The organism is Pseudomonas sp. NPDC078700, assembly GCF_044542375.1.
GTDB lineage: Bacteria > Pseudomonadota > Gammaproteobacteria > Pseudomonadales > Pseudomonadaceae > Aquipseudomonas.
Window position 1 is genome coordinate 752,005 of record NZ_JBITUI010000001.1, and the last position, 13,536, is coordinate 765,540.

Below are 13,536 nucleotides of genomic sequence, written 5' to 3' on the forward strand. Positions count from 1 at the left end.
TAAAAAGCCCGCTTATGGCGGGCATCCGTGATTCATTTGTTATCGGCGAGTTGGGCGTGTCTTACCAACCTTACGTGCGACCTCGCGCAATTCGGATGCTACCCCGCGAGGCATGAAGACTGGCTGAGCGCCACCACCGAGATCTACAAGCAATGTACCCCAGTCGCCACTCTGACCTGCTGCCTGTGACCCAAGCGCTGGATTCAGGGCAGGAATGCTCGGTGTATAGCTCTGCCCAATTAATCCGCCTTGAGCATATCGTGGGAGCATCCTCTTGCGGACTGCCTCCATAAAGTCACGCCCGTAATATCGGACTGAAGCCTCAGGCTGCATAAACTCACCGTTTGAACCGTACATTAAAATGCTGTCACTAGTGCCGGAGCCAGGCCCCCGCAAAAGACCACCTGTAGCGAAGCCAGGAGGGCTCAAATTAGGCACCACGTAATCGCCTGAATATGGAGCAACGTCTTTGACTATTGGGCCGTCAGGGTGCTGAACCCTAACCGGAATAACAATTTCAGTGTTTCCTAGATCAGCAGCTAGCTGCTGTATCTGTGAGCGCACCGCCTCAATGCTGGCCTCATCGGTTTTGACGCTAACAGGCATGTCCTTGAGCTTCTTTGCGTCCTCGGCAAGAGCGGCAACTTGCTCTTTGATACCCTTGATTTTTAGCTCAGCATTGCTTTGCTCAATGTCGTTTGCGGCTAACTCAATGCCTTGCAGTTCATTGATAAAGCCCTCAAAGCCGTATGTGTTCTCGCCAGCCTGAGCTAGATCCTGAATCATCTTGAGCGCAGCTTGCGCTTGGGATTGGGCTGTAGCGATATCACCGTTGGCTAATGCCTGCCTTGCAGAAACCTTAAGCGCATTTGCAGCGCCATAGGATGCTTCGCCATCACCTCCGATTCCAGCAAGGGCTTCTTGGTAGCGCTGCTCGATCTTCAGTCGATCCGCACGGACTTTCGCCAACTCTTGCTGAGCTTTCTTTTCTTCTGACAATAAGGCTTTTGATTTGGCCTTTACATCTGCAACCTGTTTACCTTGAAGTTCTTTAAGCTCACCTATGTACTGGCTATAGCTCTTTATCTCATCGGTTCGAACTTGCTTTGCCGTTTCTGCAGCAACATCAGCTAAAAACTCAAGCTCCTGATACATGCCTGTCTGCTGCTCAATCATTGACTGCCGAAACGCAACCAGGGCAGCACGCTTGGCCTCAAGCTCTTCCTTACTATAAAGAAGCCCGTCAATCGTCGTGCTGAATCCTGTTCCCGATAGGCTCCTATCAAGATCCTTAATTTGCTGGTCAACCTTGTCCAGCTCTGTGGTTAGACCGCGGGAGTTGGCCGCAATGAAAGCTAAGCGCTTTCCAAAGTCTACGATTTGAGAGCCACCCTCCGTTGCGGTAGTGGCAAGCGTTACAAGCGCTCCAGCAAGAATAACGAGGTTCTCAATAACAACTGGGTCGCTTAAAGTTTCCGCCAGCTCATCAATTGCATCAATAAGCGGATTCATATCGGTCTGACCCACTGCCCGTGTCAGCTGATCACTCAAAGCGATCAAGGCTCCACCAACAGTATCAGGCAGCGTTTCAGCTTCGGTCCTGAGTGTTTCCAGCTGGCTGACAAGCGCATCCGTAACGACGCTAGCCGTTAGTTCACCTTGAGCAGCCATATCCTTTAGAGCCCCTACCGGGACGCCAATGGAGTCAGCCAGTGCTTGCATCAACCGAGGGGCCTGTTCAGCAACACTGTTGAATTCGTCGCCCCGCAAAGCGCCGGCGCCAAGTGCCTGGGCAAACTGAATGACACCGTTTTGAGCCTCTTCTGCGCTGGCTCCAGAAATACGGAATGATTTAGACACAGCCTCGGTAACGCTCAAGATGTCCTCTTGAGAACGACCTGCCTCTTTCAACGGCCGACTGATACGCGTATACAGCGTGATCAATGACTCAATGGGCGCCTTCGTATCTTTGGCTATCCGTTGAAGTTCCGCTTGGGCAATGTTGAATTCATACTCTGATTCCGTAGCTAGCTTAAGGCGCGCATTCATCAGGTTATAGGCATCTGCCTGCTCAGTAATGCTTTGGATAGTGCGCACCGTGACATACGCAGCGCCTATCGTACCTATATTACCCAACCCTGAGTCGCCTGAATCTAAGCGGTCTTGCTCACCGGCAAGCTCCCGCATGGCCTGCTGGGTTTCCTTCACACGACGGGTCAAAACTTGCTGGGCAACTGCAAGTTCCTTATTTGTTAAAGCGCCACTTACCCTTAAAAGTTGAAACTGGCTGCGGGTGCGCGAGAGTTGGGCTTCAAGTGCTCGGTAACGACTAACCCCAAGATCAGCTTTTGCCGCCTCAATATTTGCAAGTCGTTGCTCTCTCGTTACCTGTGCTAATGCGGCGGCGCGTTGCCGCAGGCTTAAAGTTGCAGCATCCTTGCGGCCAGCAGATAGGCCTTTATTAAGTTCATCATTCAGCCGTCTCTGCTCTTGAAGCAGATTAGTGGTGTCAACTCCGGCGCCCGTAAGACTGGCGCGCATACGATCCAGCTCTGTAGCCTGACGGGCCTCAGTTCTGATTAAACGATTAAGCTCGCTCGTCGCATCACGATAGGATTGTGTAAGCTTTTTGCTTGGGTTCTCAGTCCGGATCAGTTCGGCCTGGAGTTCACTTAAGAGATTTTTGGTATCACGAACACTTTTGCCGGTAGCGGCAAGATCTTTTTCAAGGGACCTAGTTGCATTAACTTGACGTAAAGGCTTCTCAACTGAGCGCACCATCTCAGCGTATTCTTTCCGAAACCCCGCCACCTCTTTGGTAGCAGAATCAAGATCTGCGGTGATTCGAAGTTCTACATCAGTCATGAACTAGCCCTTCAGTGCACGCAAAAAAAGAGACCACGGATAGCGAAGTACATCGCGGTGCCCAACAACTACCAATTTACAAATCACACCATCAAGCTGACTCAAGCTACTGCTTTGACAACCTTGTTCAGCCTGGCCAGCAACCCGAAAAAATTAGGGTTAGCCTTCTTGCACCCATCGATTACGGCCTCTAGTTGACTGGGTAGTAGGTGCTCTATTTCTTCTTTAGTCAGACTGGTCATCACAGGTAAATCACCAAGCCTAATTTCTTCGAAAAGCGCATCGAGAACCAAGTCTGCTTGGCGCTCCGTTTCAAGAAGTCGGCGAACCCCAGCAACATCCAGCTCGCGGCATACCACCTCTTTACCAGCGACCTTTACAATGGCGCTCTTACCGAGATCATCCATTCGTTTCTCCAGAAAATAAAAAACCCGCCGAAGCGGGTTTTGTTTGTAAATGACGATTAACGACCAGCGCCGCCGAGCAAGCCCAAAATGCTCGCCGCACCCCAAAATAACAAAAGCAATATCAATGCTGCAGGTATTGCAGCAATAGCCCACTTAACCATAAACATGACCATTGACCAGAAGCTCATGTTGAAATCGACAATAACCACTGCCTGAGCTGTGGCTGGATCTCTGCGGCGAGCGACGTCTGCCTCATCAGCTGCTCGCCGCTGGCGACCTTCCTTGACGGACTCCGTTACCGTGTTCCAAGCACTTGGTTTTTCGTTTTTTGGGCCAATGGCCGGATCAGCACCAAGCTCAGAAGATGAAAGGTTTTCCTTCCGGTTTTTATTCGCCAGAGCTTTAGCGTAATAGACCCCACACGCTGGGCACTTAGCCGGGTCGCCAAAAGCTTCAGGCGTATTTGTGTGTTCGCAAGCTGGACACTGCATCTGAAATCCCTCCCCATTGAATGAGAGGGACTTTAGCCGATTTAAGCCGGCGGTGTTATGCGCTGGCTTTTTCTTTCTGGATTTTCATATAAGCCGACTTCCCGACTCCGCGAGTCGGATCTGCAAGAACCTCAACAGCGACGGTCATGCCCATGAAGTCGTCAGTACCCAGCCACTCAAGAGACTCAGCAGGCGCGAACTTGCAACGCCAGAAGCGCGGATTGATACGCTGCTGAGTACCCGCACCGTTCTGACCTTCCAAGATGATTTCAAACTCTTCGCTCGAGTTGGTAAGCGCCTCGATCTCATCAAAGGCCGCACAGGTGTAACTGACCTTTACCGAGTAATCAGTTGCGGCGCCAATTGCGTCAGCCAATGAACTACCTTCGAGCACCTCAATACCTGAGCCGGTCATGCGGTAGTCGTCATCTTCAACGAACTCGACAAGGCCTGTTTCCGAGTCAACTACCTCGGTGATGCTTAGCGGCATTTTTTCGAGCACAATGGTTTTACCCACCTGCGCCAGGTGCTCTTCTTCAGCTACAGCCTCACTCGGTACATCACTGATGTTTGCCCAAAGGTTGGCGGCAATGTTTTCGGTATTGAACTCCCGAAAGTTCATTGCCAGCGTTAATGCGGTAATGCGCGTTTTTTTGTCGAAGTTGCCGCCCTCAGGCGTCCGGGTGTTCTGCAGTGTGATTTCCTGCGTTTCGGTTGCTTGTGTGCAGGTCGACACCAGACCAGCATCACGAAACGGGAGGCCAGTGCCGGCGGGACGGATTTTGACGATGCCGCCAAGGATTACGGTTTCTACTGTGCGAGCCATTATGGCCTCCTAAAAATGCAAAACCCCAGCAGTTGCCGGGGTTCGGTTGAGTTTCACTGGGCTTGAATAATTGTTGGTAGATATACGGGGATCAGAACTGTCGCGGCGCTTAACCCTTCAGCGGGAGGAAACTGCTCTGGATCACCGAACTTGATACCAAGGACGCCAGGGGGCAACCACTTAGGGAAACGCTTCTCTTCTGGAATCAGGCAGCGCAGAAGGTCAAGTTCAAGATCATCGAGAGCATCCTCGTAGTCTGTGCCAACGCTCACCGCACCTACTACGTAAAAACCAGGTGATATCTTCAGCGCATTAGGCCCAGGGCTTGGTGCTTGACCCTTAGCGCGCTGAACAACGATAAGTGGGTATGCGGCATCAGCGTCCTTGATGATTTCATTGACCCAGCCTGATTTAACTCGCGTTCCAGCATCTGAGTTGAACCCATTACCGGGCGTGATAATGCCAAGGCGCTCGACCAAGGCTTTACGGCCCTCACTGATTAAGTTCATCTTGCCACCGTGCAAATAGCTGTCAGGTAATGGCCGTCATCTGCAACGGTATTCTCGACGGCGAATCGCTCCTGCCCAACAGTGAAAACACCACCACGAGCAACGTCGGCTAAAGCAGAGGCAGGCCATGAAATTGCCACGGTATTAGCCATGAACATGCTGTCAGCACCTTCAAGGTTAACTCCACGATCAACCATTAGGTCTATGTCGATCACTGGCAGGCTAGAACCACATTGGTAACTACCAACTGAATCGGAAAGGCGAGTCGCTGACACTTCATGCAGGCGTGACAGCGACCGCCCAAACCGACCGTCCATTAGTTAATGAGCATCCAGTCGGCAAATCCGCCAGTCTCAGCGGTTACCAACTTACCGCAGGCAATTGCTTCTGCGGTGGCAGCGGCAACAATTTCGCCGTCGAGAATGCCAACAGCCGCCCCGGCCGCAAGACCAGCAGCAACTGGAATACTCCAGACGCCATTGGTTTTGCCGCCGAATTGCTCACCGACAGCCGCATCAGTGATTGGAACTACCACCAGGGTGCCAATGGCAACTGGCGTACCAGATACAACGCCGCCAGCAGGGGCGATCATGGTGAGCACATCACCATCTTCAACGAAATTATTAGCCATGAGAGTGGATCTCCAGTTGGCAAAATCAGGGTAAATAAAAGCCCCGCACTTGCGAGGCTTTGGGGGTGACGCTTAAACGCTGTTAAGCGCCTGGCAACTGAACCATGGTGCGCCAGCTGAGCGGAGCAACGCCTGCATCAATGCGAACCTTGAAAGCAGCACCATCGACGGTAAAGCCTTGTTGCTGCTCAAGGTACGGTTGGTCGTTGCCGTCCAAGTAAGCCACCTCAATGGTGTCGTACATAGACTGACTGGCAGACATATAAGTGGTGTTGACGCTTTGCTCATCAAGGCGAGCATCCGAGATGACCTCAACAATGCCGCGAACAGGGTTCGGAACTTTTGCATCAACAAGCGCTGGGTCGTACTCAGCAGCTAGCAAGGCCTTGGCTGTCGACTCCATTGCTACTGGAGTTAGCAAGTACGCAGGACGGATGTTAAGAACCGATGCGCCATCCTTCTGGGTGCGCATTTTGTTCTTCGCTTCGTCAATGCGAGCGATAGACAGCGCAGCTGCTGCCAACTTGTTATTGTGGTCAGCATGGAACAGCGCCTTGCCGTCCGACATTTTTGGATTGTTGCCCAGAACCGCGTACACCAGGTCGCCAACAGTGCGAATGGCTGCTCGGCCCATCAATTGAGGAACGCGCGTCATGGCCGAAAGGTCATCGTTGATAACTGCCTGACGGGTGATGCTGAACAGCTCACCGTAGGTAGCCAGCATGATCTTCTCGCCGCGATCACCCACCGTCACATACTTGTACTCGGCACCCTCAGGCACAACGCGCAGACTTGGGAAAGTGGACAGATCAACTCGGCTTGCTTCGCGGAAATCGCTAAGCGTGCCTTTGGCTGTCCACTTCTGGAAGCTTTCTTCTGCTTCCTCAAGGCCTTTCAGCATGGACTTGCGAGCAACGTCGGCCAGCAGGTTACCGAAATCACTCGAGCTGTGAGTGAATGCCAGGCCGACAATGCCATTACGGTCCATGCCAGCAATGCCGATGGAGCGATGAGACAGGGATGCGCGGGCCAATTCCATAAGGCTCATGCCGATAAACTGGTTGCTTGACTCAGCAGCAACCAGACCCAAACGAGCCTCGATGCTGTTGCGCACAGAGTCGCCAACCAGATTACCGTTATCTACATGAACGTGGGCACTGGTAGCAGTAGCGGTTGTTCCCTCGCCCAGCTTAGCGAGCAGTTTGTCTTTGGCCTGCTCTGGTGTGACGCTCATGTCGAGCAGGCAAGCATTGAGCAAATCAGCATGGACGGCAGCAAAACCACCGAACGACGCAGTCACCGCGACGCGGCGAGATTGCTCTTTGGCCTGTACCGAAGCAACTACCTCTGCTTCAGTTGGTACAACTGCCGACACAACGATCGGCGCATCTTGGTTAGTGGCCACGATAGGCTCCTTTACGATTGCAGTGGCCGGTGCGGCCGGTGAGATAATTGTTTCCATCGCCAATTGCTCCTGGGGTTGGTCGAGGTTGATCTGAGCCACCATCTCTAGTGGAGTGGTTACTGTGTCTGCGAAACCAAGCTCAAGAGCCTCGATGGCAGTTAAATATGTCTCTTCTCGCGTCAGTTTGAGCATCACATCTCGAGGCTGACCCGTGCGGCGAACGTAAGCGTCGAGCATTCTTTCGCCATACTCATCAAGGTGATCTGCCAAATCACGAAGGTCATCTGCCACCATCCCGCCCTCATTCGGACCAAGGCGAGGTAGATGGATCATTACTTGAGTGTTATCAGGCATGACTACTTCATCTGCAGCACAGATGACGACGCTCATCATTGAGGCGGCTATCCCGTCGATATGAAATCGTTTGAAGCCTTCGAAACGCTGGAAAATGTTGTACATGGCTAGGCCTTCAACAACGCTACCCCCAGCTGAGTGGACATAGATATCCAGCTCTTTCGCTTTTGAGTGTTGCGCCAGCGCCGCAGCCAAGTCTCTTGCACGGAAATCAATACCAATCACACCGTATAAAGCGATTGCGGCGGGCATTGAGTCTTGGGTGGCGTAGGCACTTATGCCGCGCTGAATATCCACTGGCTTTCCAGCTAAGCGCTTGTTGTCATTTTTCATTTGGCTTGACCTGTTTTTCTTCAAACGTAGGGCCCGGAACCTTCAAGTTTCCGCCGTGCTGATTAACCATTTCCCGAGGTTCATCCTCGGTAATCATCTTTCCTACACCGAGGTAGGCTTTCTGCACCGCTTCAACTGCCGAAAGCTCATCTTTTCCACTTACGGAGTGCGCGGCATCGGAGCTGAATATCAGCCCGAGCTCTGTGTTTTTCTTGACCTCTGACGCCCGAGACTTTTTAAGTTCCTGCGGGTTGCGGCCACGAGCCCGGACAACTTCCGCCTCATCGGCAAAGCCAGCCTTGACCAGGGTTTCCCATGAATTGGCTTCATGTACTGGGTTAATCCACGGCATCACTGGGCCTTGATAAACCGCTCCATATACGGTGCGCGGATCAACATCAGCAGACACTTTAATCCGCCCCGAGGCGATGGCCATCGATAGCCAGTCCCGGTATACCGGGCGACACCAGTAATCAATAAAGTCGTGCTGAAGCAGGTCGTAACCCAACTGGGCTTCAACAAGCTCTTGGCGTTGCGCGCTATACGTGCCGTCATAAGAGCGGGAAACAGTCGAGTAAGCACCCCGGGTGCCAGCGGCAACAGCTCTCAGTTGACCGTTTCGAAACCCTTCAAGAAATGGATTCGGTCGATTGCTTTCAATCATCCCGATATCTTCACCCGGCATAAGCGTGTCAATGACCATGCCCGGTGCGATTGGGAACGTACGTTCTGCGGTTTTCTCGCCATTGGTTGGGGCGTTGTAGTTATCCGGAATCCCTTTCTTGATGTACATCGCAAGAGCCGCGCTGATGCGGGCGGCAACACGCTCGCTTTCTTCGTAGTCCTTAATTTCCGCCAACCGGATCAGCACCGAGTGCAGTAGTGATACACCGCGGTTCTGACCAATTCGTTTGCGGTTGGCGATGTGAATGATGCGATCTGCATCAACCGCTTTAGTATCTTGGTAGTAACCCTGCATGTTTCCGGGATGTGCTTTGTGCAGGTGGTATCGGCGAACCCGGCGCCAACTGTCCCGCTCGATCCCCTGCAGGATGCCTTTGCTTTGGTCGTTGAAGTCCAGCGGCAAATAATCTGGCTCAAGAATCTCCAGAGCAAACGGCACTGCCGTGAGGTGTTTATAGTTGGGAATGTTACCGCGCAGTTTCTGCGCAAGAGCTTCGCCATCACGTAACCAAGTGCGGCAAATCTGACGCTCTACCTGGGGCCGCGTCAGTTCACCGGATGACTCGGGTTTGAGTGACCATTCAGACCACTCGGCTTTTATCTGAGCAGCAAACTCAAGATGAACGTCACCCGCGAGCGTTAAGGGCAATGGCTCAATACCTATGCCCGGTGCGCCAACAACCCGCTCCTCCAACCGGTCAAAGAGTCCAGTTACCAAATCGTGGTTTTCATCCAGCCAGCGCGCTTGCTCGCGCAATGATCGCCCTGCAAGACTGATAGCCAAGTCAGCACTATGGGCTTCACCTTTGGCCTTATGCGTGCGACTGGGGCGCGCAGCCTCATAAGCACGAATTAACTGACGAGCTGCCAAGCGCTGAGCCACTGCGCCAGGCGCAAACGGTGCTATTAGTTTGTCGATGATATTCATCAATTGAATGTCGCCAATGAGTAGCCTTTGTTGCGACCTGCTGCGGAGCCTGCTGCGGCACTTGCCCTGCGCTCCCACTCGAGCCTGCCTTCACGAATATCTTTAAGGTCAGCCATGCTCAAAGTACGCCCGCCGAAAGTGATAGTGCGGCCGTCAAGCACAGCCAACTCGGCCTCGATATATTTATCGACCATTTGCTGTGCTGTGGTCATATCCATGAACTCCCAGGATCAATTTGCAGCCAACCTGAAGCGGCTGGCTTCGGCTGATCTGGCTTGTTGGCGGTTTCTGTTTTTGGTACCGAGCGCGGCGCGGTAAGCAAATCTAAATCAAGACCAAAACGCTGCTGACTGATGCGAAGTGCGGCAAGGGCATACACGCAGCAGTCCAGTGCTTCGTTGCGCCGCCCGCCTGCATCCCAGCGATACACCCTTGCACCGCGTTCAATTTTTAGCTTTTTGGTTTCTGCGGTTAGCTGCTTGAGTTCGTCTTCGCCGCAGATCTCATCGTTTGTCGGCAAATGAATACAGCCAGGTACGCTAACCCCGGGTTGGGGCTGCAACTTGAGCCGGTTGTAAATCAGCTCTTTGGCGTTGTCGGTACCGACTTCAGTCAGGTAAACCTTGCTGCCTTTGGTTCGGGTACGTGGGAAGTTCGCAATTGGCTTACCGTAAATGTTGGCACCTTTAATGGGCACTACCCATTGCACGCCGTGCTTGCGACTCTCTGCGTATACCTCGTCTGTGTAGTGACCACCAGAGTCCCAACACCAGCGCTCGACTTTCATCTGAGTGCCGTCTGCGCGCGCGTATAGCTCATGCAGTTTTAATCCAACCTTGCGACGCAACTCGTCGCTGGCCGGGTCGCCGTTTAATATCCAGCGGTCAACTAACCAGCTTTCCTCGCCGGCGCCGAACGCCCAAACCCGGCCCTCGTACCTGTCATCTTGTGTATCGATACCGCCTACAAGAACCAATCCAGCTAGCGGAACCTGCGGGTAGACTTCACGGCGACCGTAGAGCGTTTCCCATTCAACCTTCTCGCCTTGATCTTCTTCCCACGTTTCACCAAGGGTTGTGTTGGTGAAGGTCTTGAGCTTGCTGATATCGCCCTTGGCCTTATAGAAGTCCAGGACTATGCGGCCCCATGTTGTGAAAGGGCTGTAAGCAGTCCAGATATGAAACGTCAGAGATTCAGGTGTTGGTATCGCCTGCCCCTCTGAGTCGAAGTAATCAATACCGTCCTGAGTCCAGATACCTGTTCTTTCGCATATCCAGCGGCCCTTTGCGTGCTGGTCTTGCATTTCATGTTGCTGAATCACGCAGCCATTGTGCTCGCACACGTACCAAGCTGATGCTGGGCTCTCAGGGTCCCACTTGATCCCGTATGCACAGTCCTTTCCACCCCACTTGAGGTGTTGCGAACCGGCGCAATGCGGGCAAGGTATATGCAGCTTTAAAAGGTGTGGCGACTCGCTTGCAGCTGCCTCAATTTGGCATGTGCCCTTAATCTTCGGCGTGCTACCGCGAATTGACTTCGGGAAAGTCGAACCCTCAATACGCTTATCACCCAAGAAGGTTGGCGAACCTTCCTTCTCAACGTCTGGCTCGAAAGCTGCCAGTTCGTCATAAATGATGGTATCGACCGACTTCTCACGATAGTTTTTGGCAGCAGCGCCACCGAAGCACCAAAGCTGCTTCGAATGGCTAAACCGTTTAGTGTCGAGCGTGTTATCCCGGTGCTTCTTGCCATACCAGGGCGCCAATGCGAATACGCTTGGCACATCACGAATCATGGTCTCAACTTGAGACTTCATGAACCCTTGTGCTGCACCATCAGTTGGCAGCAGCAGCAAGATATTTCTGCGCTTGTGCTCGATCTGGTAAGCCGACGCTGCAATCAGCATCTTCGAGTAACCGACCCGAGCAGACTTGATCACGTTGACTGTGCGGATCTCGTCATTGCCCATGGCATTGAGAATTGCAATTTGAAACGGCAATGTCTCCCAGCGGCCCTCTTGATAGCTGGATTCGCTTGAGAGATAGAAATTCTCATCAGCCCATTCAACAGGTGTTTGCGGTACCGGCCGCATAAGCGGCATGAGGCCTAGACTGATCGCTTTGCCAAGCTCCTCAATCTGCGGCGTCGAGATACTCATTCAACAATCCAGTTAGGCGGTCATCCAAGGTCGCCGACCGGTTGCGGGCTTTGGCCAGTTCGCGTTGCACTGTCTCAATATGCCGAACCTCTAAATCAGGGTGCCGGCGTTTAAGGGTTAGCGGCAAAGTGTCTAAAATCGATCCAATTTCAGCAGCCAAACGCGACAGCACAAAAGTCGCAAAGTCGGTTGGTACTGACTTGCGCTTGGTGACTTCGTTTTTGAGTTCTTGTCCTTCAGCCTGAGCTGAAGTTAGCCGCAGTCTTTCTTGGGTCAGCTTCATCTCAGCCAGCGGATCAACCCCTTCGATATCAGGGGGGACTTCCGGTTTAACCTGGCCGCTGCTCATGCCCCGTAAATATCGAATGTAAGCCAATCGACAGGCGTCAATATTCAAACCGCCAGCGCCCTTAGATGCAGGCAGGACGCCTTCTGCAACCAGGCTTCGCACTTGCCGATCACTCAAATCAATATGAGCGGCGACTTCAACTTGCGTGGCCATAGTTGCCTCGAGCGGAACCGGAAGCGGCCCACCTAGAAAAAATTCATATGAAGTGAAACGTCGGGACTCGAATTACCCCCATTGGGGCACCCCCTCAGGAGTACCTTTTCGATATATAAAGCCTATCGCCGCGCCGTTGACAGCGCCTGAGCCAAGGCCAAGCGCCACTGCACAGGCAGCTGCGCTTCTGCTTCACGCTCAGCAATTGAAAAGAAGTTGAAAGCCTTGCTGTAGCTGGGCTTGCTAACGAAAGCCATGATGATTCGTAGCTTGGCGCGGCTGTTGGGGCCACGGCCTGTGCGCTCAGCTATCCCTATCGGTTGGCGCTGTGAGTCATACATGACGAAGTAACGCCTGGCATTACCCTTGGCCCTGCTTCTTCTGCTGCCTGAAGCGTTCGCTGTATAACCTTGCTGTGTGAACCCACCTATGCCCGAGAGCACCTTGGTGATCTGTCCTCGCTTAAGGTTGCCGAACTGGTCAAGCTGAGCCCCTGCACCAGGCACAATGTACTTGTTAGCGGGCAAGATGCCGCGCTGCCTAAGCATTGCTTCAGAACGCTTGTCCTGTCGCGGCCCGCCATATATCTCTGGCGAGAGCCACTTGGTTGCAGGTGATGACTTATCCGCCTCGTTCTTCATCCATACCCGCGCCACCAGCTTCTGCTTGGTAGCGGGGAATACCCTTAGGCTATTGAGCGTCCATGATGTAGGCCGATCAAATACTGTTCGCATCTCCCCCACTAAGCGCTGCTCAACCTTCTCAGCGGTCCGGGTTAACGTCAGTGCAGTGGCAAAGGGCAGTTGCTTTTTCTCAAGGTCCGTTAACGCTGCAAGCTGAGCCGCTAGACCATCCGCCTCAACCTTGAACATGCTTTACCTCAGTCGCTTGGCAGCGTCTCTTGCTTAATTGTTCGAGCAATAGCTGCAGCGATGCCAACCATGGTTGCCAACCCAGCGAATACTCCGGCTGGCATGTGTGGCTGCCATAACGGCACTAGCGCTTCACACGCAGATAAAACCGCACTCAACACCGCAAGCCGCACCGACCATAATCGATGCCATTGTTTGGCTTTATCAGCGGGTTTCACGCCTTGTCGCCCTCGATGTCACCACGTTTGATACGGCGCCACTCCCGAAAATAGCGAGGGATCAACAAGCCGATCTGCAACAACGTATACAGAGCAACCATCATGTATGAGATGTTCGACCAATCGATTGCGCCGGTGGCACCAGTAATAGCCACAGCAACAGCCGGGGCTGCTTTAGCCGCTTCAGCAAGCGTGTCTGTGGCTGCTTGGCTCATCGGTTTAGAACTCCTAGTCAACAGGTGCATATATGCCTCCTGCGCTGCAGGATCATCGCGCTGCAAATAAAAAAGGCGCACAAGGCGCCAAGGTTCTGCTGGGGAGCAGATGAGGGTCTAGTAGCCGCTCAAGTTTGC

At 53.0% G+C, this 13,536-nt stretch carries 14 protein-coding genes; all 14 read right to left on the reverse strand.

All coding sequences use genetic code 11. The annotated features are described in order from the left end of the window. Positions 1 to 39 precede the first annotated feature (39 nt). Entirely contained in the window at positions 40 to 2,865 is a 2,826-nt protein-coding gene (locus tag ACIGCM_RS03615) for a tape measure protein (protein WP_397500645.1), read from the reverse strand. A 101-nt stretch (positions 2,866 to 2,966) separates the two neighbouring features. Further along, positions 2,967 to 3,272, reverse strand: a complete 306-nt coding sequence (locus tag ACIGCM_RS03620; RefSeq protein WP_397500646.1) for a hypothetical protein — start codon at positions 3,270 to 3,272, stop codon at positions 2,967 to 2,969. Positions 3,273 to 3,328: 56 nt separating this feature from the next. Then, positions 3,329 to 3,763 carry a hypothetical protein gene (locus ACIGCM_RS03625; RefSeq protein WP_397500647.1) on the reverse strand — a complete coding sequence of 145 codons (435 nt, stop codon included), beginning with the start codon at positions 3,761 to 3,763 and terminating at the stop codon, positions 3,329 to 3,331. A 55-nt stretch (positions 3,764 to 3,818) separates the two neighbouring features. Further along, on the reverse strand, positions 3,819 to 4,589 hold the full coding sequence (locus ACIGCM_RS03630; RefSeq protein WP_397500648.1) for a hypothetical protein: 771 nt from the start codon (positions 4,587 to 4,589) through the stop codon (positions 3,819 to 3,821). Between the two features lie 53 nt (positions 4,590 to 4,642). Then, a complete protein-coding gene (locus ACIGCM_RS03635) occupies positions 4,643 to 5,098 on the reverse strand; it encodes a hypothetical protein (RefSeq protein ID WP_397500649.1) in 456 nt (151 codons plus the stop codon). After that, positions 5,095 to 5,415, reverse strand: a complete 321-nt coding sequence (locus tag ACIGCM_RS03640) for a hypothetical protein (RefSeq protein ID WP_397500650.1) — start codon at positions 5,413 to 5,415, stop codon at positions 5,095 to 5,097. Before ACIGCM_RS03640 ends, ACIGCM_RS03635 begins: the two co-directional genes overlap by 4 nt. Continuing rightward, positions 5,415 to 5,729 (reverse strand): DUF2190 family protein, encoded by a 315-nt coding sequence (locus tag ACIGCM_RS03645; protein WP_397500651.1) that lies wholly within the window; start codon positions 5,727 to 5,729, stop codon positions 5,415 to 5,417. The genes ACIGCM_RS03640 and ACIGCM_RS03645 overlap by 1 nt, the downstream gene beginning before the upstream one ends. Before the next feature lie 82 nt (positions 5,730 to 5,811). After that, positions 5,812 to 7,821 (reverse strand): ClpP-like prohead protease/major capsid protein fusion protein, encoded by a 2,010-nt coding sequence (locus tag ACIGCM_RS03650; protein ID WP_397500652.1) that lies wholly within the window; start codon positions 7,819 to 7,821, stop codon positions 5,812 to 5,814. Next, positions 7,811 to 9,433, reverse strand: coding sequence for a phage portal protein (locus ACIGCM_RS03655; RefSeq protein WP_397500653.1), 1,623 nt, complete (start codon positions 9,431 to 9,433; stop codon positions 7,811 to 7,813). Before ACIGCM_RS03655 ends, ACIGCM_RS03650 begins: the two co-directional genes overlap by 11 nt. Then, a complete protein-coding gene (locus ACIGCM_RS03660) occupies positions 9,433 to 9,645 on the reverse strand; it encodes a primosomal replication protein PriB/PriC domain protein (protein WP_397500654.1) in 213 nt (70 codons plus the stop codon). The genes ACIGCM_RS03655 and ACIGCM_RS03660 overlap by 1 nt, the downstream gene beginning before the upstream one ends. Next, the gene (locus ACIGCM_RS03665) at positions 9,642 to 11,591 is read right to left on the reverse strand and encodes a phage terminase large subunit family protein (protein WP_397500655.1); all 1,950 of its coding nucleotides are present in this window, start codon (positions 11,589 to 11,591) and stop codon (positions 9,642 to 9,644) included. The genes ACIGCM_RS03660 and ACIGCM_RS03665 overlap by 4 nt, the downstream gene beginning before the upstream one ends. After that, positions 11,566 to 12,093 (reverse strand): terminase small subunit, encoded by a 528-nt coding sequence (locus tag ACIGCM_RS03670; protein WP_397500656.1) that lies wholly within the window; start codon positions 12,091 to 12,093, stop codon positions 11,566 to 11,568. The genes ACIGCM_RS03665 and ACIGCM_RS03670 overlap by 26 nt, the downstream gene beginning before the upstream one ends. 122 nt (positions 12,094 to 12,215) lie before the next feature. Then, positions 12,216 to 12,965 carry a hypothetical protein gene (locus ACIGCM_RS03675; RefSeq protein ID WP_397500657.1) on the reverse strand — a complete coding sequence of 250 codons (750 nt, stop codon included), beginning with the start codon at positions 12,963 to 12,965 and terminating at the stop codon, positions 12,216 to 12,218. Between the two features lie 214 nt (positions 12,966 to 13,179). Further along, positions 13,180 to 13,398, reverse strand: a complete 219-nt coding sequence (locus tag ACIGCM_RS03680) for a hypothetical protein (protein ID WP_397500658.1) — start codon at positions 13,396 to 13,398, stop codon at positions 13,180 to 13,182. Positions 13,399 to 13,536: the final 138 nt, after the last annotated feature.